Source organism: Nevskia sp. (assembly GCF_021732705.1).
Classification (GTDB): domain Bacteria; phylum Pseudomonadota; class Gammaproteobacteria; order Nevskiales; family Nevskiaceae; genus Nevskia.
On sequence record NZ_JAKFUM010000011.1, the window covers coordinates 150268 to 169809 of the forward strand.

Consider the following 19542-nt stretch of genomic DNA (forward strand, 5'->3'; position numbering starts at 1 on the left):
TGCTGCAAGATTCGGGCGGCGTGAACGGCACGCTTTCTCGATCGTGCCGCGAACGCCCAAACGCTCAGCTTTCCGCGCCTTCCAGACCGGTGCGGATCGCGTAGCGCATCAGCGCGTTGGTGCCGTACAGACCCAGCGTGTCCATCATCCGGGCGCGATGGGTCTCGACGGTCTTGGTCGAGATGCCCATCAGCTGCGCGATCTCCTTGGTCGACTTGCCGCGGGCAATCAGCTGCAGCACCTGCTGCTGCCGGCGTGGCAGCACGATGCTGTCTTCGGCGCGGGCCGACTTCCGCGTGCCGACGATGGTGTGCGAGATGCTCGGGCTCAGATAGGTCTGGCGCTTGGCCACGGCGCGCAGCGCGAGGTCCAGTTCCACCGCCTCGCCCTGCTTCGACAGATAGCCGACGGCGCCGGCCTTCAGCGCCGCGCGCACCTGCGAGGCCTCGCTGCGCGCCGACAGGATCATCACCATCGTCGACGGATAGTGACGGCGGATCTGCTGCAGGGCGTCGATGCCGTTCAGCGTCGGCAGGGTCAGCTCGATCAGTGCCAGCTCCGGCTGCTGCCGCGCGACCAGTTCCAGCAGTTGCTGGCCGTCACCGGTCTCGGCCAGCACCTCGTGCCCCGGAATCGCCTCGCACAGCCGACGAATGCCGGCGCGGACAAGAGGCTGGGGATCGGCAAGGACGAGGCGCATCGGCAGCGGGCTTCAGGGCGGAGCGGCGAACCGCGAGCAAGCCGAAGTCTAGTGCAGAGACGCCGCACGGTGACCACGGCCGGCAGCGGAACCTGCAGGTTCGGCGCGCCTCAGCCGACGCCGGGCGATCGCCGCGTGCCGGCCACTTCGCGTCGATGGTGCAGGAACACGTGCCGCTCCAGCGCCGTCTGCAGGGCATCGCCGAACGGCTCGAAGCGCGCATGCCGGTCCTCGCCGTCGACATGGCTGATGCGCGCCGGCCAGACAAACGGCTGCGGCACGCCGCGATGCAGGTGCAGGCTCAGCAAGCCGCTCTCGCCGAGCGGCTGCTGGCCGATGAAGACCGCACCCTGCCACGACAGACGCACCCGGGACGGCGCTTCGACCGACGACTGCTGCGCGACCAGAAAGCCCAGCAGATCGATCACCAGATTGAGCTTCTGGTTCAGGCGACCGATCTCGGCATCCAGCGCGCTGGCCTCGTCGCTGGCCGCCGGTGCCCGGGTTTCATCGAGCACGGCGACGGCGGCCAGCACGCGCAGGTTGTCGTCGTTGTACCGCTCGCGCCGCAGCCCGCCGACGGCTGCCGACAGCGGCGTCCAGGCCAGCTTCAGCGCCGCCTCGTAGCTTGGGGCACCGATCAGCGGCGCCGCGGAATGATCGTGGGCAGTCATCGGGAACGAAGGCCTCTCCGGCAATGACTCCGGGCTTTGCAACTTGCGCGCCCGTGCCGCGACCGGCAGGCCGTCAACGCGCCGTCTCGCCGATGCCGAGCCGTTGTCGCAGATCGTCCATCGTCCGGCGCAATTCCGCCCGGCTGCCGGCATGGGCTTCGCGCAGCGCCGGAACATCCCCGCCGCAGAACGGGCACTGCAAGGTGCCCTGATGCACGTACTGCTGGCAGCCGCGACACAGATCGAGCACCAGCGGACGGTCGCGGCGCAGCGGCACCGCGGCGGCGGGCTCGCTTGCGGGCAGCGGCGAGCCGTCCAGCGTCTCCTCGATCAACGCGAAGCGGCCGACCGAGAACGAGGCCGGCCCGGCGTCCTGCAGCTTGACGATGCGCTCGCGTCGCCCTTCCGCCCGCAGCTTCAGCACGCGGTGGTGACAGTACGGATTGTTGCCGGGCCGCCCGAGCACGCCGTGAGCGGTCCAGGTGCAGCCGGCGCCGCAGGCTTGCGCGTAGTAGCAGCTGCCGCAATGCCCCCAGAGGTCGGGCGACGGTCGCAGCGCGCCGCTGCCGGCCGCGCGCCGCCAGACCGCTTCGAGCGAGCCATCGCGGATGTTGCCGCCGGCAAAATCCTGCGTGGCCAGCGACGGGCAGCCCTTGACCGTGCCATCGGCTTCGAGGCCGATCAGCGTGTGGCCGGCCGAGCAGCCGGCGAACTCGTCGCTGTCGGCATCGCGATCGTCGGCCCACAGGTGTTCGTACGGCCCGAAGTAGCCGACGTTGTTGCCCGGCTTCAGCAGGATGCCCGCCGCGCGCGCCGGTTCGTGCAGGGCCGCCAGCTGGCGCATCACGTCGTCCATCTGGTACGGCTGCAGCAGCCATTCGGGATGGTCCACGGCATTGCCCATCGCGACCGTGATCATCGCCAGCCAGTTGCTGATGCCGGCCTTGGCCAGCACGTCCAGCAGCGCCGGCAGTTGCGCGATGGTTTCGGGGCCGATGTTGGTGTTGACCGAGGTCCGCACGCCGCCGGCCCGTGCCCGGTGCAGCACGTCGATGGCGGCGCGCCACGATCCGTTCACGCCGCGCAGCCGGTCATGCAGCGCCTCGAGGCCATCGACCGACACGCCGATCTGCTTCAGACCCGCGTCGATGCCCGCCTGCAGACGCGCCGGTGTCAGCGCCCGGCCGCCGGTCTGCAGGCCGACGTAGATGCCGTGCCCCGTCGCGCGGGCGATGATCTCGGTCCAGTCGCGCCGCAGATAGGCTTCGCCGCCGATGACGGTCAGCTCGCGCGTGCCGAGCGCGGCCATCGAATCGACGACGGCCAGCGCTTCTTCGGTGGTCAGTTCGGACGGTCGACGCCGTCCCGCACGCGATCCGCAATGGCCGCACTTGAGATTGCAGGCGAGCGTCAGCTCCCAGACGACATGCACCGGAATGCAGTCGCGATCATCGCGATCGGTTCGATGTCGGGGGCTGACGCCGAACGCTTCGGCGTCGCCGTGGCTGCCCACGTCAGCTGGCGGGCTTCGAGCGCTTCTTGATCTCGGCCTTCAGCTTCTTGACGCTCGCCTCCACTTCGGCGACCTGCGCCAGCCAGGCCTCGCCACCGGCCAGCAGGGCCTTCATCTCTTCGAGATCGCCCTTCTTGATCGCTTCGCCCGTCGGGATGCCGTACAGCACTACTGTCTTTCGAGCCATCGTTTTTCCCTCCTCCAGTTGCTTCGAGAAGATCACGGGCCTCGCGGCTCGCGACCGGTTCCGTTGCAAAGGGCTGAGGTGATGATCGAATCGTCCCGGGTGACGGTTCAATGATTTTCGTCAATGCCGGCGACCGGGAGGCGTCCGTCGCCGGGGCGGCGTCAGTGCCGCTGGCTACCGGACGGGATCACGTCCCAGGCGCTCTTGATGTCGCGCAGCAGGCCGATCACTTCATCGATGCCCTGGGTGTCGTCGGCGAGATTGGCGGCCGGCAGACGCGCCAGCATGTAGTCGTACAGGCTCATCAGGTTGCGCGCGAGCGCCCCGCCCGCCTTGAGATCGAGCACCACGCGCAGGTGTTCGATGATCGAGATCGCGGCGGTGATGTAGTGATGCTTGGCTTCGCGTTCCTTGCGGATCATGGCGCCGCGGGCATAGGCCAGACGATCGATCGCACCGCCGAGCAGCATCTCGATCAGCTTCTTCGGATCGGTCTCGACACTCGCCGCGGCCGCACCGGTCTGGCGGTACTGGTTCATCGCGGCGTTGCTGGTGTAAGCCATGGTCTGCTCCTCGTTTGCGTACCCGGCTTAGCGGCGATCCGTCCGAAAACTTGAGCGAATTCAGCGTCGTCCGTCGGCCGCGAACGGCGGCATTGCGGCCCTTGCCGCTACAGCCGCGCGAGCTGCTGGGTCAGGTAGCTGCTGGTCGACTGCAGCTTCGACAGCAGCGAATCCAGCGAGTTGAACTGCTTCAGCGTCCGCGCCTGATAGGCCGAGATCCGGGTATCGACGGCGATCTGCTGCTTGCCCAGATCCTTGATCCGCGCATTCAGGCCATCGGTCTTCGCGGCGAGCTGGCCACCATCGGCCAGCAATGTCTTGGCCAGGGTATCGATCCGGGTGGCGATGCCGTCAGTCCCGGCGAACAGCTTCTGCACCGAGGTGAAATCGGTGACCAGCGCCTTCGAGAACTTGCTCGAATCGGCGCTCAGCGTGCCATCGGTCGCGGACGACGTGATGCCGACCGAGGACAGCGTCTGGTAGGCGCCGGCGCTGGTCGCGGTGCCGCCGATGATGCCGCGCAGCTGCTGGCTGGCCGACAGCACGGTGGTATCGCCCAGCAGCACGCCGCCGGTCCTGCTGGCCGGATCGAACTTGGTCTGCGCGGCAACGAAGCGCGCGAGGTTGTTGTACGCGTTGACGAACGCCGCCACCGCCGTCTGCGAGGCGGTACCGTCCAGTGACACCGCGAGCGCCGTGGTGACGCCGGGCTCGGCCTTGGTCAGGTTCAGGGTCAGGCCATCGACGGCACCGGTGACCTGGTTGCTGCTGCTGGTCGTGGTGAAGCCATCGACCTTGACCACGGCATCGGCCGCCGGCTGCGACTCGGTCGTGGTGAACAGCGACGTCGTCACCGATACCGCGTTCGCCGTGCCGGTCGAGCGGCTGGTCAGCAGCAGGCGGGCGCCACCGGCGTCGGAAACGATCGCCGCGCCGACGCCCGGGTTGTCGCTGGAGGCATTGATCTTGTCGCGGAGATCGGCGAGGGAATTGGCGCCATCGGCCAGCGACACGGTGAACGACTTGCTGCCGACGGCGATCGTGACATCGCCATTGCCGACCGTGGCCGAACTGCTGGTGAACAGGCTGGAAGCCCGCTTCGATGCCGCCGCCAGCGACACGACCTCGATCGAGTAGTTGCCGGCCACGGCGCTGTTCGCCGCAGTGGCCGAGAAACGCGTGGTTTCGGCCGCCGTCGCGGTCAGCTTGCCGAGCGCACTGGCGTTGCCGCCGGTGCCGGGCAGCAGCGCCTTGGCCGCCGTCTGCAGATTGGCGATCGCCGAACGGAAACTGGCCAGCGAGGAAATGCTCGACTGCGCCTTCGACGTCGCCGTGGCAATGCGCTGATCGGCCGGACCGCGTTCGGCCGCGACCAGTTGCGACACGATCGCGGTGACGTCGAGCCCGGAGCCGATGCCGGCGGAAGTGACTGCTGCCATGAGGTTTTCTCCGTCAGGCCGTGCGTTCGATCAAGGTGCCGAGCGCCTTGTCCAGCGCCTTGGCGATGCGCAGCACTTCGTCGCCCGGAATCTGGCGGATCACGGTGCCGTCCTCGGTCACCACCGAGACGATCGTGCGGCCGCTGTCCTGATCGACGGTGAAGCGCAGGTCGGTACGGCTGTCCTTGAACTTCTGGTTCAGCGAATCGACCGCGTTGGCCAGCTGCACCGGCGGTGCGGCGGCGTCGGTGGCGGCCGTGGCCGGCGGCTGATCGATCTGCGGCGTGGCAGCCTGCGCCACCGCGCCGCCGACGGGCGTGTAGACGGGAACGGCAAAGCGATCCACGACAGCATTTGCCGGGATCGCCGTGACCGCCGATGTGGTGTTCAGAGACATGTGCGGACCCTCTGAAGAAAGCCCGGCAGCCGCGCGTCAGTCCCCGATCAGGCCTGAAGCGCGACTGCCGGACCTGCCCTTAACGAAGCAGGCTCAGGACGCTCTGCGGAGCCGAGTTGGCCTGCGACAGGATCGCGGTGCCGGCCTGCTGCAGGATCTGGCCACGGGTCAGCTGGGCCGTTTCCTTCGCGAAGTCGGCATCCTGGATGCGGCTGCGCGAAGCCGACAGGTTTTCCGAGGTCGAAGCGATGTTCGAGACCACCGAGCTGAAGCGGTTCTGGATCGCACCGAGCGTGGCGCGAGCGGTGTTGACCTGACCGAGGGCCGAGTCGATCTGCTTGATCGCGAGCGAAGCGCCGGCGTAGCTCGACAGATCGAGCGAGGTCAGACCGGTGGTGGTCGCGGCGGTGCCGGTGATGCCGGTGGCGCCATCGAAGCCGGTGGCGGTGCCGTCATCGGTGCCGCCGACGGTGATCGTCGCCTCCGAGCTCAGCACGATCTTGTTGGTGGCCGTGTCGAACGCCGCGTTGACGCCGGTGGTGGTCGAGTAGTTGTTGATCGCGTCGACGACCTGCGCCACGCGCTGCTGCGCCGTGCCCGCGGCACCGATGCCGGCACCGACGTCCGTGCCGTTGATGGTCAGCGCACCGGCGCCGACCGCGGTCAGGCTGCTGATGCCGGTGACGGCGGCCGACTGGGCCGAAGCCGAGGTGACCGAGCCGAGCGCGGCGGTGTTGGCATCGACCAGCGAGCTGATCGTGATCGTTTCACCGGAGTTCGCGCCGACCTGGAACACGGCCGAGGTGAAGCTGCCGTCGATCAAGCTGACGCCGTTGAACTTGGTCTGGTTGGCCACGCGATCGACTTCCGACAGCAGCTGCGTCGCTTCGGTGTTCAGCGCGGCGCGGTCGGTCGAGCTGTTCGAGGCGTTGGCCGACTGCACGGCCAGTTCACGGACGCGCTGCAGGTTGCTAGTGACTTCGCCGAGGGCGCCTTCCGCCGTCTGCGCCAGCGAGATGCCATCGTTGGCATTGCGCGAGGCGACGTCGAGGCCGCGGATCTGCGAGGTGAAGCGATCGGCAATCGCGAGGCCGGCGGCGTCGTCCTTGGCGCTGTTGATGCGCAGGCCCGACGACAGGCGCTGAAGCGAGGTGTTCAGCGTGCTCTGGGACGACGACAGGTTGCGCTGCGCGTTCAGAGACGCCACGTTGGTGTTGATGACTGCGGTCATGACAATTCTCCTGGATGGAAGGTCTCGGCAGGCTCAGGACCGTGTCGAGGGTGCGGCGGGCTTTCGGGAATGAGGGGTTGTTTCGGTGCTGCTTGCTGCTCTGATGGGTGTAGCGGTCGGTGCCGGAAAAACTTGATTGATCTCAGCGTGGTCGGGACGAACGGTCGTGTCCGGCGGAGCAGCGGCAGGCGCCGCGAAAGCTCGCCGATTCAGCGCAAGTAATTGAACAGACTCAGATTCTGGATCTTCGCGAAGGACTGCTGCGCCGCTTGCAGTCCGGTCAGTTGCTGGTTCAGGCGGCCGGTGGCTTCGGCGTAGTCGATGTCGCGCAGGCCCGACAGTGCCGCCTGGATCTGCACGCTCTGCGCGCCGAGCTGGTTGGCGGAGTCGTCCGCCGCCACCAGCCGCGCCCCGAGCGAGGCGCGGATGTCGGCCACACGGTTCTGCGCGCCTTCCAGCGCGCTCAGGTTCTCGAGCACGCCGGTCTGCACCTGCGCGCGCTGCGCGGGGCTGTTCGCGGTCGGCGTGTCGAACAGCGCCGCGAGATCGCGAATGGTCTGGAACACGTCCTTCTGCGCGCTCGGGCCGACGCTGAAGCGGTCGCCATTGGCCGGCGGGCCGGTGAAGGTCAGATCGACACCGTTGAAGCGGATGCTGGTGCCGGGCGTGTAGGCGCCGCTGGCGATGACGGTGTTGCTGGCATCGGTCACCGCGTAATTGCCGCCGGCGAAGCTGACCGAATAGCTGCCGCCGTCGTAGGCCGCGGCGTTCGACACCTTGCTCGACGCGATCGTGGCGCTGCCGGTGTTGCCGGCATCGGCGGCGATGCTGAACGTGCCGTTGCCGGACTTGTGGCGCAGGAACACGTCGGCGCCGCCATCGCTGGACTGCACCGCTCGGTTCGGGCCGATCTGCACCTGGCGGATCACGTCGTCGCCGGTGAACACGGTCCCGCTCGTGGTCAGCGAAAACGGCGCGGTGGCGTCGTTGCTGCCGGCGAACAGGTAGCGGCCCTCGCCATCGGTGGCATTGGCATAGGTCTGCAACTGTTCCAGCGACTGCCGCAGATCGGCCGCGATGGTCTTGCGATCGGAATCGCTCAAGGTGCCGCTGTTGCCCTGAAGCGTGCGCTCGCGCACGCGATTCAGTGTTTCGGTGACGCCGCCCAGCGCGTTCTCTTCCAGCCCCAGCCGTTCGCTGACGGCCTTGGTGTTCTCGGCGTAGCGGCCATTGGCGCTGAACGCCTGATCGAGCGACAGGCCGTGCGCGGCGCCGGTCGGATCGTCCGATGCGGTCAGCAGCTTCTGACCGGACGACAACTGGTTCTGCGTCGCCAGCGCCAGCGATTGCTGACGCTGCAGCGACGAGATGCTCTGGCGATAGAAATCGGCGGTCGAGACTCGCATCGTCTCTCTCCCTCAGGATGAATCGTTAGCGACGGGTGGCGGCGAGCAGCGAATCGAACACCGTGCTGGCCACCGAAATGATCTGGGCTGCGGCCTGATAGGCCTGCTGGAAGCGCAGCAGGTCCGCCGCTTCCTCGTCGAGGTTCACGCCGCTCAGCGAGTTGCGCTCGCTGGTGGTCTGCGCCGCGAGCGAAGTCTGGGCATCGAGCTGCAGCTGCGCGGTCTGCGCCTGGCTGCCGACCTGCTGCACGAGCTGTCCGTTGGCACTGGTCAGCGTGTTCAGTCCGCCATCGAGCAGCGCCTTGTTCGCGACACCGGCCAGCAGGCGGGCATTGCGGTCATCGCCGCTGTTGGCGGCGACCGGGCCGAGCGTGAAGCTGTCGCCGCTGGCCGGCGCACCGCTGATCGCGACCTTCGCGCCGTTGATGGTGATCGCGCTGCCGGCGGTGTAGCTGTAGCTGCCGGTGCCGTTGACCGTGTAGGTCGTGGCGCTGGTGAACTGGATCGTCGTCGGCGTGCGCAGGTTCGGGTTGCTGACGTCGACCACCTCGCCCGGCGTGATCGTGCCGGTGCCGGTGTTGCCGACGGTGGCCGCGGCCTTGATCGGCGCGGCGGCAGCCAACTGGGTCGGGCTGTCGATGGCCACCTTCAATTGCCCGGCCGCGCGGCGGCCCGGCTGCACCAGGAACTTGTCGCCGGCCTGCGCGCCTTGTGTCACCGTCAGCGACAGGCCCTTGGCGACGAACGGATCGGCGGCCGTGCCGGTGCCGGTGAACGGCACGCTGGCACCGCTGCCGGCATCGGTCAGGGTGTAGGCGCTGCCGTTGTAGCTGAGCTGGTACTGGCGGCCATCGAGCTGCGTGGCGTCGCTGAAGCCGACGGTGACCGTCGCCGTGCCGGTGTTCTTGACCGAGGCCGGTGCCACGCCGGCCAGCGGCGTGAACAGCGGCTGGCCGAAGTTGCCGTTCTGGTCCACGCCCCGGGCCTGCTGGGCATTGACCGCTTCCGACAGCGAGATCGCGATGCGGCCGAGCTTCTCGCGCGCCGGGTCGATCACTTCGCGCCGGGCGTCGAACAGGCCGCCGAGCGAGCCGCCGCCGAGCTGGCCGCTGATCACCGCCCCGCCCTTCACCGTCACTTCGGTGCGGCCGGAATCGAACTCGTTCTGCACCGTGCCGAGGGCACTGACCGTGGTGCCGACGACCAGACTCTGGCCATTGGCGACGAAGACATTCAGCGCGCCGTTGTCCTGCGTCACCGTGGTGACCGACACGCGGGTCGACAGATCGCGCACGGCCTGATCGCGCTGGTCGATCAGGTCATTCGGCGGCTTGCCACCCGACGAGCCGATGGCCTGCGCGATGCGGTCGTTGAGCTGCGCGATGCTGGTCGCGTAGTTGTTGATCTCGGTGACGGTCTGGCCGATCTGGGCGTTGATCGCGCGCTCGTTGGTGTCGAGCTGGGCCTGAAGGTCGTTGAAGCGGCCGGCCAGCGCATTGGCGGCACCGACCACGGCCTGTCGCGTCGCGGTCGACGACGGATTGGTCGCCAGCACCGACACGCTGTCGAAAAAGCTGTTCAGCGGCGCGCCGAGGCCGGTCGCGGCATCGGACAGCAGCGTGTCGGTGCGCTTCGCTTCGGTGGTGAACGCCGCGACGCGAGACAAGGCCGAGCTGCCGCTGAGTTCGCGGCCGAACACGAACTGGTCGCTGAGCCGCGTGACCGAGCGGACGTTGACCCCGGCGCCGGCGAAGCCGTAACCGGTGACGGCGCCGATGCGCGAGCTGAGGTCGATCCGCTGCCGCGAATAGCCCTCGGTATTGGCGTTGGCGATGTTGTGGCCGGTGACATCGAGCCCGCTGCGGTTGGCGAGCAGGGCCGAGATGCCGATGCCGAGAATGTCACCCATGCTCAGGTCTCCCAGGTTCTGGTGGCCGAGGCGAGAGCCGCAGCCGGCGTCACGTCGAGCGACGCCGTCATCGTGCGGCCATAGGCGATGCGGGCGATCTTGCTCGCGTAGGCCGGGTCGGTTGCATAACCGGCCTTCTGCAAGCCTTGTGCGTAACGGCTGCCGTCGCCGCCATGCCGGAGCGCGGCGGCGTAGCGCGGGTTGTCCTTGACGAAGCGCACGTAGTCGTCGAAAGCCTCGCCGACCGAACCATACGAGCGGAACGCGGCCTGCTCGGACGTCTTTTCGCCGTTGCGATACTCATGCGTCGTGGTCGACGTGCTGGCGCCGGTCCAGGCCTTGTCGGCCTTGATGCCGAAGAGGTTGTGGCTGTTGCTGCCGTCGGCATTCCGGATGCTTTTCTGGCCCCAGCCGGTTTCGAGCGCGGCCTGCGCGACGAGCACGCGGGCCGGCACGCCGAGTTCCTTCGCCGCGCGCTCGGCATGCGGCGTGATCTCGTCGACGAAGGCATCGGCCGACGCCGACGTCGCCGCCGCCGGCGACGCTTTTCCGGCGCCATTCGACTGCACGGCCGCCGGATGCGCCGCGGCCGGCAAGGCCAAGGCGCCGCTGTCCGGCTTGCGCAGCGTGGCGATGTCCTCCGCCGACATCTCCGGCGCGGCCGCGAGGCCCTGCAGCTGCCGGGTCAGCAGCTCCGCCAGACCCAGACCCTTGCCGGACGACAGTTGTGCGGCCATCTGCTGGTCGTAGATGTCGCGATAGGTGTCGCTCGAGGTCCCGCCGAGCAGGTCGTTGTGGCTCGAATCCTCGCTGTGCGAGGCCTTCAGCAGCATCTGCGTGAACAGGCTCTCGAACTGCCGCGCGACCTGCCGGATGGTGTCCGGATTGTGGTCGCGGGCGCCGGCCCGCAGCTTCGCGAACTGGCCGAAGTCGCTGGTGTTGGCGGCCGTCGTCGACGGGGCCGTCGATCCCGGCAGCAGCGGGCCTTGCGCGGCCATCAGATGATCACCAGCTCGGCGCGCAGCGCGCCGGCTTCGCGCAGCGCTTCGAGGATCGCCACCAGATCACCCGGCGCCGCGCCGACCTGATTGATCGCGCGGACGATGTCGTCGAGATTGGTGCCGCCATCGAACACGAACGCCGGGCCGGCATTCGAGGTCACCTCGATCTGCGACCGCGGCACCACCGTGGTCTCGCCTTTCGAGAACGGCCCCGGCTGGCTGACCTCCGGCTTCTCGCTGATCGTGACGCTGAGACTGCCGTGCGACACCGCCGCCGGCAGCACGCGCACGAGGCTCGAGATCACCACGGTGCCGGTGCGGGCGTTGACGATGACCCGCGCCGGGCCATCGGCCGGCGTGATGTCGATGTTCTCCAACTGCGACAGGAACGCGACGCGGGCATTCGGATCGGCCGGCGCTTCCACCGCCACGGTCACCGGATCGACCGCCTTGGCCTGACTGCCGCCGAGCGCGGCGTTGATGCCGGCGGCGAGCCGCGTGGCGGTGGTGAAGTCGGCCGTGTGCAGGTCCAGCCGCAGGTCCGGCGACGCGCCGAAGGTGACCGGCACCGCGCGCTCGACCGTGGCGCCATTCGGAATGCGGCCGGCGCTCGGAATGTTGACCGACACCCGCGAGCCATCCTTCGCCGAGATGCCGAGACCGCCGACCACGATGTTGCCCTGGGCGATGGCGTAGATCTGGCCGTCGGCGCCCTTCAGCGGCGCCATCAGCAAGGTACCGCCGCGCAGCGAGCCGGAGTTCGCGATCGACGACACGGTGATGTCGATCTGCTGGCCGGGCTTGGCGAACGGCGGCAGTTCGGCGTTGATCGCCACGGCCGCGACATTCTTCAGCTGCGGATTGACGCCCGGCGGGATGGTGACGCCGAGTTGCGCGAGCATCGCCTTCAGGCTCTGCACGGTGAACGGCGCCTGCGAGGTCTGGTCACCGGTGCCGTCGAGGCCGACGACGAGGCCGTAGCCGACCAGCGGGTTCGAGCGCACGCCGGCCACGCTCGCGAGATCCTTCACGCGCTCGGCGTGGGCCACGCTGACACAGGCGATCACCAGCATCAGCAGCAGCCCGGCAATGACATGGAACATCACGCGCATCGAGTTCATGGCGGGGCCTGTGTTCAGAACGGGAACCACGGGGAATTGAAGAAGCGCGCGAGCCAGCCCTGCGAGTTGGCATCGGCCAGCGCACCGCGACCGCGATAGGTGATGCGGGCGTTGGCGACCTTGTCGGACGACACGGTGTTGTTCGCGAGCACGTCGATCGGGCGCACGACGCCATCGATGACGATCACCTCGGAGCCCTGATTCAGCTCGATCTGCTTCTCGCCGCGGATCTGCAGCAGGCCGTTCGGCAAACGACCGACGACGACCGCGGTGACGCTGCCGTCGAGACTGTTGCTCTGCTTGGAGTCGCCGCTGCCGGCGCTGCTGCGCTTGCCGGATATGCCGGTGTTGATCCCGATCGGCTTGCCGAGCAGGGTGACATCGGTCAGATCGACACTCGACGCCTTGCTCGTGTTGGTTTCCGCGTTCTTCTGCGCCTGCGTCTTCTCGGTGAGCAGGATGGTGACGAGATCGCCGACGTTGCGCGCTTTTGCGTCCTCGAACAGCGACATTGACGACGACGCGTTGAACAGCGAGCCGTCCAGCGGCACGCCTTCCGGCAGCGGGATCGGGATCGCCTTCGGCTTTTCGTCGTACAGCGAGGCGCGCGGCGACATCGAGCCGCAGGCCGTGAGCCACAGCGCCGCGACGCCGAGCAGGACCGTCTTCACAGGTTCTGCCCGATGTACTGCAGCATCTGGTCGGTGGTCGAGATCGCCTTCGAGTTCATCTCGTAGGCGCGCTGCGTCTCGATCATGTTGACCAGTTCCTCGACGACGTTGACGTTCGAGGCTTCGAGCGAACCCTGCTGCAGCGCGCCGGTGCCGTTCAGGCCCGGCGTGCCGACCTGCGGTGCGCCGCTGGACGCGGTTTCGACATAGAGATTGCCGCCGGTCGCCTGCAGGCCGGCCGGATTGACGAAGTCGGCGACGGTCAGCGAACCGATCTGCTGGCCCGCGGCCTGCCCCGGCAACTGTGCCGAGACGGTGCCGTCGCGGCCGATGGTCACCGACAGCGCGTTGGCCGGAATGGTGATGCCGGGCTGCAGCGGATACCCGGCCGAATTGACCAGCTCGCCCTGCGAATTGAGCTGGAAGCTGCCATCGCGGGTGTAGGCGAGGCTGCCATCGGGCTGCAGCACCTGAAAGAAGCCGCGGCCATTGATCGCGACATCGAGCGAATTGTTGGTCTGCTGCAGATTGCCCTGGGTGAACTGCTTGTCCGTGGCGACGACGCGCACGCCGGTGCCAAGGGTCAGGCCGCTCGGCGACTGGGTGGACTGCGTGGTCTGCCCGCCCGGCTGGCGCACGGTCTGGTACAGCAGATCCTCGAACGCCGCGCGACCGCGCTTGAAGCCGGTGGTGTTGACGTTCGCGAGATTGTTCGACACCACGCTCATGCGCGTGGCCTGCGCATCAAGCCCGGTCTTTGCAACCCAGAGTGCGGAATTCATCGTCTGGCCCCATCTGACTGGCCGAAAATTCGGCGGACAGCCGGGGCATTACAAGTTGCGGACCAGACCGCATTCCGCGGTTCGGCGACGGAATTGCGTCGCCCGGATGTGCCGGTGAATCAGCCTCGTCGCGAACGGGCAAGCCGCATTCCTGTCGCGGCCGCCGCCCGCCGCCCGCGTCGTCAGCGCGTCACGTCGGCCCAGTCGCCGACGATCCGGCCCGGATTGCCGGCGTCGGTGGCGTTGTACAGATCGATGCCGTCGCGCACCTTCTGGCCGCCGTCGCGGGTCAGCGGGCGGAACAGGAAGCTGGCGCTGCGCCGGGTCGATTTCGCGAACAGCAGATCGAACGGGATGTTGATGAAGAAGCCCTTGTCGAACGAGCCTTCGCCGAACACGCGCGCCGGCACGTTGGTGAACGTCGCGAACACGCCGAGGCTGGCGCCGCTCTTGAACTCGCGCGTCAGTTCGATGGTGCTGCCGTAGTCCTTGGCCAAATAGCGGCCGCCGCTGACTTTCGCCTTCAGTCCGTACCACGGGAACTCGTAGTACAGGTTCAGGTTGCCGGTCGCGACGCGGTAGTCGCGGAAATTGAAGCGCTCGGCGAAGTCGCGCTGCTGCACGACATTGACGTTGGCGCCGATCGCCCAGCGCTGGAACTGCGGCCGCCACAGCACTTCGGCGCCGATGCCGCCGTACATCTCCTCGAAGATGCCGGCCGAGACGCGGGCATAGACCGTCGACGCCGGCGACCAGATGTAGTTGGTCTCGAGCTTCGTCACCGCCTGCTGGCCGTTCTGCAGGTACTGCACGATGTCGCTGCGGACTCTCGGCAGCTGACTGTCCGAAGCCAGCGTTATGTTATTGAAATTGTTGACGATGTTGAACGCAAGCCCGCCGCCGATGGTCCAGCCCTGCGTCAGTCGGACATCGGCCGTCAGGCGCCAGAGGATCTGGCCGAAGTAGAAGCCGTCCGGCCCGCCGATCTGCTGGCGGAAGCCCGGGCCGGTGTCCCAGTTGAAGCGCGGCAGGCGCAAGCGGTCCGGATGATCGGCGCCCTGCGCAGCCGGATCGTCCGGCAGCGGCGGATCGGAATCGGCATGCCGGCGCGTTTCCTCCGGGCTGCCGCGGTACTGCGCCATCGCCTCGAAATCCTTGCGCAGCACGTGCAGGCGCCAGACTTCCACGCCGGCATCGACGCCGATCACCGTGTAGTGATCGACCCACGCCGGCATCACCGTGTTCAGCGCCCGCGCCGTGCGGCCGAGCACGACCAGCGGACTGCGGTAGCTGTTCTGTTCGATCCACAGCGACAGGCCGCGGCGATCCGGCGACAGCTTCACCGCCGCGATCTCGAAAGCCTGCTGGCGCAGGGCGGTTTCCGCCGCCAGCACCAGCGCGTCGCCATCGGCTTCGCTGATCGCGTCCGGTGCCGGCTGGCCGATGGATTCCGGCGCGCGCACCCGCGGCGGCGGCGGCGGTGGATCCAGCGTCTTGCGCGGTCCACTGCCTTCCAGGCTCGTGCGCAGCGCCAGATGGAAGCTCGCCCGTTCGCCGCGCTCGAAGCCGACGCCGACCGAGAAGCTGTCGCTGACCGCGTAATCGAGCCCGACATTGATCGGCAGCGACTGCCGGATGCGCGTGCCGTTGCCGCGTTCGCTCGAATAGTCGTTGCCGTCGTATTCGAGCTTGAGGTTCAGGTACGGGACGGGCGTGCGCCACTGGATGCCGCCGAACGGCCCGAGCTTGCCGCGAAACAAGCGGCTGACGCCGGAGCCGCCGGGCGTGTTGCTGCCATCGGCCGCTGCGCCGCGCGTGTCGAACCGGCTGATCAGGCGGCCGAGCGGATTGCGCAGGTCGCCGCCGGCGCCGAGCCGACCCCAGCCGAGGCCGAAGCTCAGGTCGAAGTCGTAGTAGCGGCGGCTGGCGACGATGTACTCGCCACCGAGCACGCCGGTGCCGCCGAAATCCTGCACGCCGATCGCGACCGCCGGGCCGCGCTCGCTTTCCTCGATCAGCCGGAGCTTGAAGCCGAAGCTGCGGTCCTTGTACGACTGGTTGCCGCTGAACTCGACCGGGCCGAACGCGCGATCGGTGACGTCGGTGTAGCGAAACGTCGTCTCCAGCCACGGCGTCGGCGTGGCGAACAACTGGATCTGGTTGTACGGCTTGATGTGCGAAATGCCGACGCCGAAGGTGCCGACATCCGAAAACCGGGCGCTCGGCGTCTGCAGCAGGCCGACGCCGCCCAGGTCGTTCAGCGTGTCGAAGTCGGCCGCCGCCGCCGTGCCCGGCTGCAGCGTGCCGGACAGCAGCGCGGCCGCAGCCAGCGCTGCCCGCGAACGGCTCATGCCGACAGGCAACCCGGCGGCCGGATCAGTTGCGGCTGATCGTGGCCAGCGCCGCGGCCGACAGCGCGAGGTTCGACAGCAGGCCGAACACGCGTTCCGACAGCGCCAGCACATTGAACGGCGCAGCGTCGCGCGGCACCACGATCAGGCTGCCCGGCGGAATGTCCTGCGCGGTGTAGTTCCAGAAGCTGGCCTTGACCTTCTGCGCGGTGCCGTTCGGCAGGATCACGAACACGCGGCCATCGTCAGCGGCCTGCGAGTAGCCGCCCGCGCGCTCGATGTACTGCTTCAGCGTGGTGCCCGGCACGAAGGCCTGCGTGCCCGGGTTCAGCACCTGCCCGATGACGGTGATCGTGATCGGCCGCTTCGGAATGGTCAGCAGATCGCCCGGCTCGACGATCGGGTCCAGCTCCGGGCGGGCTTCGAGAATCGTCGGATCGGCCTCGATCACGACGCGGCCAACCGGCTCGGCGGTCTGCAGGCGGGAAATCACCGTGCTCAGGAACTGCGCGGAGGTCGCGCCTTCCTTGCCGAGCGCGCCGCTGGTGACGGCGGTGACAACAGCCTCCTGCAGGTCGTTCGCGGCGCGCTTGTACGACTCGCGTTCCGCCTCGCGTGCCGCCTGGCGAGTGAACACCGCGCCGTACGGATAGGCGTTGCTGGTCAGCCCGCCGGCACGCTTGATCAGCTGGCTCAGGCGCTCGCCGCGCAGGATGCCGTACGAGCCCGGGAAGCGGAATTCGCCCGACACCCGCGCCGTGCCCACTTCCTGCCCGAGGTACAGCGGCTTGAAGTTGAAGACGTCACCCGGCGCCACCTTCAGCGCGGCGGCGTCGGCACTCTTGAGGTCCAGCGTCTGGTAGGCCGAGCGGCCGTTCTTCAGCGCATCGGTATACGAGATGTACTCGATGTTGCGCGGATCGGACTCGTTGCTGAGGCCGCCCGCGGCGTCGATCAGCAGCGGCAGCGGCGTGCCTCGGGCGATCGGGTACAGGCCCGGGCGGCGCACTTCGCCGTACATCGCCACCGATTCTTCGAGCAGGTACTGCAGCGCGCGCGGCGCGGCGCGATAGACCGCCGGACAGCGGGCGTTGACCGGCCGGGCGCTGATCGGCTCGCCGGTGCGCGGGTCCAGCGTCTCGCGCTCGCCCGGGAACAGGCCAGTGCGCGGATCGACGGCCGCGCGGTCGCGCGCGCTGGCACCGGTGCGGGTGCTTTCGGCCGTGAACGCCTTCAGGAAGCGCGCGGCGCGCTCGGTGTTCGCGAGTTCCGCCAGCGATTCCAGCGCCGGGCACTGGCGGATCGCGGTGACTTCGCCGGCCGCCACGGCACGCACTTCGCGCGAGTCGAGATAGCTGACGTCGTCACGGGTCAGGATGATCACGCGATCGTCGCGCTGCAGCGGGAACGGTGCGGCGTCCGGCAGCATGACATCGCGAATGCTGAAGCCGACCCAGCCGCGCACGCCGCTGCTGGCGGCGGTGCGCTCGATCAGACCGAGCGGCAGATACGCCTCGTTCTGCGAATCGGAGTTCTGGATCTCGGCCTGCTGCAGCACCGAGCGCAGGTCCGAATCGGCTTTCCACTGATAGTTGCCCGGGTACTTCACGTAGCCGAGCACGCGCACGTTGTTGTCGAGCTTCGCGGCGATCTGGCCGAAGCGCAGCACGTCGCCACTCTGGACGCGGCCGCCGAGGTCGCCGGCCTTGGCCAGATCGATCTGGCGAATGCTCTTGCGATTGCCGTCGAAGCGCTCGATCTGCGCGGTGCTGGTGTTGGTCGAGGCCAGCAGCCCGCCGGCCAGCGACACGACATCGGCAATGGTCTTCTCGCCATTCAGCTCGTAGATCGCCGGACGCTTGACCTCGCCGTCGGCCGACACCCGCGGGCCCACTGGCGGCACGAAGATCACGTCGCCAGGCTGCAGCCGGACGTCGGCACTGGAATCGCCGCGCAGCAGCAGCGCGTAGAGATCGAGCTTCTGCACCAGCCGGCCATTGCGCTTGAGTTCGATGTTGCGCAGCGAGCCGACCGGGCTGATGCCGCCGCCGACGAAGATCGCGTTGGTGATCGTCGACAGCGAACTGACCGTGTAAGACCCCGGCTGGTTGACGTCACCGAGCAGGAACACGCGCACCGAGCGCAGTTCGCCGAGCGTGATGCTGGACTGCACGCCGATCAGCTCGCGGCCGATGCGCTCGGTCAGCAGCTTGCGCACGTCCTCGAAGCGCTGGCCGGCCACGGCGATCGGGCCGAGCTTCGGGAAATTGATCTGGCCGTCGCGCGCGACCTGCAGGCTGTAGTTGCCGTTCTCGTTGCCGAACAGCTGCACGCGCACCGAATCGCCGGGGCCGACGACGTAATCCGCCGGCACCGGGATGTCGGTCGCCGGCGCGAACGTGGTCGCGGTGGTCTCGAACAGGTCGTAGCCGAACGGCCGCAGGCGGCGGCGTTCGCGATCTTCGAGCGCGTAGTCGCGATTGGCCAGTTCCAGCGTCGCTTCGCGCGATCGGGTGCTGCGGGCATCGCGCTGGAAATCGGCATCGGCATCGCTGCCCTCGTCGCGCAGGTCATCGGCGGACGCGCGATCGCGTTGGCTGCCGCCACTGCTGCCGGCGCCGGACCGCGACGTGCTCCCGCGCCGATTCGGCACGGCGGTTTCCGGCGTGGCCAGCTTCTGGTCGCGGAACCTGCCGTCCGGCGACGCCTGCGCCGCGCCACTGCCGCCATTGGAACCGATCGCTTCGAGCGCGCGCTGGCGCTGCTCCGGCGTCAGCTGCTCGATCGCCGCCGGGTCGAACGGCAGCTGCGCCCGCGCCTCCAGCCACGGCAGCGCGGCGATGGCGAGACCGCCGACAAAAGCCGAAACCGCCCGGAAATTCCGCTTGCTCACGATTGCTCTGGTTCCCTGGTTGAAACGAATGGCGCTGCCGCTGCGGTTGCGCCGCGACCGGCTCGCGTCGATCGGCAAGCGCGGCGGCGGCACGGCGGGCGACAGCACGTCACGGTCGCCGAAATCGAGGTCGGCACGGTCTGGAAGACGCCCGCGGCAAAGGATACCGGCTTGATCCGGGCCCTGCGATGACGGCCGTTGCCGGCCGTTTGATGAACGATGACACGCGATCCCGGCGATCCCCCGGAACACGGCCGCGGATGACAGTTCCGTGGCACGTGCGGTTCAGGGCTGGACGCAATTGCCGCGCCGCCTATATTCTCCGGGAAATGACTGATGCGGCACGATCCATGCTCAGTCGATTCCACATCCGTACCGTTCAGGAGAATACGACCGTGAAGCATGTTGTGACCGCCGTTGCCGTTGCCCTCGTTGCAGCCACGTTCCCGATCGCCAATGCCCAGGACGCCAAGCCGGAACCGGCTCCGGGTGCACCGGCCGGCAACGTCGCCACCGCCTCCAGCTTCGCCGACGGCAGCCTGCCGACGATCCTCGCGATCGGCCTCGGCGTCAGCGCCGCCATCACCGTGTTCGTCGTCGGTGCCGGCGACAACGGCCCGAACAACTCGACGTCGACCGCAACCGCGACGACGCGCTGAGCGTCATGGCCTGATCGGGTCCGGCCTTCGGCCTGATTCGATCGG

At 68.2% G+C, this 19542-nt stretch carries 17 protein-coding genes; 1 reads left to right on the forward strand and 16 read right to left on the reverse strand.

The window, feature by feature from the left end:
* Nucleotides 1–64: 64 nt before the first annotated feature.
* The 16 genes from QZ951_RS14625 to QZ951_RS14700 all read right to left on the reverse strand — a co-directional run bounded on the left by QZ951_RS14625 (nt 65) and on the right by QZ951_RS14700 (nt 18838).
* Nucleotides 65–700 (reverse strand): response regulator transcription factor, encoded by a 636-nt coding sequence (locus QZ951_RS14625; protein ID WP_293001799.1) that lies wholly within the window; start codon nt 698–700, stop codon nt 65–67.
* A gap of 110 nt (nt 701–810) precedes the next feature.
* Entirely contained in the window at nt 811–1374 is a 564-nt protein-coding gene (locus tag QZ951_RS14630) for a PilZ domain-containing protein (RefSeq protein WP_293001801.1), read from the reverse strand.
* A 73-nt stretch (nt 1375–1447) separates the two neighbouring features.
* Nucleotides 1448–2887, reverse strand: coding sequence for a radical SAM protein (locus tag QZ951_RS14635; RefSeq protein WP_293001803.1), 1440 nt, complete (start codon nt 2885–2887; stop codon nt 1448–1450).
* Nucleotide 2888: 1 nt separating this feature from the next.
* Nucleotides 2889–3074, reverse strand: coding sequence for a DUF1843 domain-containing protein (locus tag QZ951_RS14640; RefSeq protein WP_293001805.1), 186 nt, complete (start codon nt 3072–3074; stop codon nt 2889–2891).
* Between the two features lie 161 nt (nt 3075–3235).
* On the reverse strand, nt 3236–3637 hold the full coding sequence (gene fliS, locus QZ951_RS14645) for a flagellar export chaperone FliS (RefSeq protein WP_293001807.1): 402 nt from the start codon (nt 3635–3637) through the stop codon (nt 3236–3238).
* A gap of 107 nt (nt 3638–3744) precedes the next feature.
* Entirely contained in the window at nt 3745–5076 is a 1332-nt protein-coding gene (gene fliD, locus QZ951_RS14650) for a flagellar filament capping protein FliD (RefSeq protein ID WP_293001809.1), read from the reverse strand.
* Between the two features lie 13 nt (nt 5077–5089).
* Nucleotides 5090–5473, reverse strand: a complete 384-nt coding sequence (locus tag QZ951_RS14655) for a flagellar protein FlaG (protein WP_293001811.1) — start codon at nt 5471–5473, stop codon at nt 5090–5092.
* A 79-nt stretch (nt 5474–5552) separates the two neighbouring features.
* Nucleotides 5553–6704 carry a flagellin gene (locus QZ951_RS14660; RefSeq protein ID WP_293001813.1) on the reverse strand — a complete coding sequence of 384 codons (1152 nt, stop codon included), beginning with the start codon at nt 6702–6704 and terminating at the stop codon, nt 5553–5555.
* A 209-nt stretch (nt 6705–6913) separates the two neighbouring features.
* Nucleotides 6914–8110 (reverse strand): flagellar hook-associated protein FlgL, encoded by a 1197-nt coding sequence (gene flgL, locus QZ951_RS14665; protein WP_293001815.1) that lies wholly within the window; start codon nt 8108–8110, stop codon nt 6914–6916.
* A 25-nt stretch (nt 8111–8135) separates the two neighbouring features.
* A complete protein-coding gene (gene flgK / locus QZ951_RS14670) occupies nt 8136–10019 on the reverse strand; it encodes a flagellar hook-associated protein FlgK (protein WP_293001817.1) in 1884 nt (627 codons plus the stop codon).
* A gap of 2 nt (nt 10020–10021) precedes the next feature.
* Nucleotides 10022–11017 carry a flagellar assembly peptidoglycan hydrolase FlgJ gene (gene flgJ, locus QZ951_RS14675; RefSeq protein WP_293001819.1) on the reverse strand — a complete coding sequence of 332 codons (996 nt, stop codon included), beginning with the start codon at nt 11015–11017 and terminating at the stop codon, nt 10022–10024.
* Nucleotides 11017–12141: a flagellar basal body P-ring protein FlgI gene (locus tag QZ951_RS14680; protein ID WP_293001821.1), complete on the reverse strand. Its 1125-nt coding sequence runs from the start codon at nt 12139–12141 to the stop codon at nt 11017–11019. Before QZ951_RS14680 ends, flgJ begins: the two co-directional genes overlap by 1 nt.
* 14 nt (nt 12142–12155) lie before the next feature.
* On the reverse strand, nt 12156–12812 hold the full coding sequence (locus tag QZ951_RS14685) for a flagellar basal body L-ring protein FlgH (protein WP_293001823.1): 657 nt from the start codon (nt 12810–12812) through the stop codon (nt 12156–12158).
* Nucleotides 12809–13594 (reverse strand): flagellar basal-body rod protein FlgG, encoded by a 786-nt coding sequence (gene flgG / locus QZ951_RS14690; protein WP_293001825.1) that lies wholly within the window; start codon nt 13592–13594, stop codon nt 12809–12811. The genes QZ951_RS14685 and flgG overlap by 4 nt, the downstream gene beginning before the upstream one ends.
* 182 nt (nt 13595–13776) lie before the next feature.
* Complete coding sequence (locus QZ951_RS14695; protein ID WP_293001827.1) at nt 13777–15945, reverse strand: YjbH domain-containing protein; 2169 nt, start codon at nt 15943–15945, stop codon at nt 13777–13779.
* Between the two features lie 25 nt (nt 15946–15970).
* Entirely contained in the window at nt 15971–18838 is a 2868-nt protein-coding gene (locus tag QZ951_RS14700; protein WP_293001829.1) for an SLBB domain-containing protein, read from the reverse strand.
* Nucleotides 18839–19233: 395 nt separating this feature from the next.
* Here QZ951_RS14700 and QZ951_RS14705 point away from each other — a divergent pair, with 395 nt between their 5' ends.
* Nucleotides 19234–19497, forward strand: coding sequence for a hypothetical protein (locus tag QZ951_RS14705; RefSeq protein WP_293001831.1), 264 nt, complete (start codon nt 19234–19236; stop codon nt 19495–19497).
* The last annotated feature ends 45 nt before the right edge of the window (nt 19498–19542 follow it).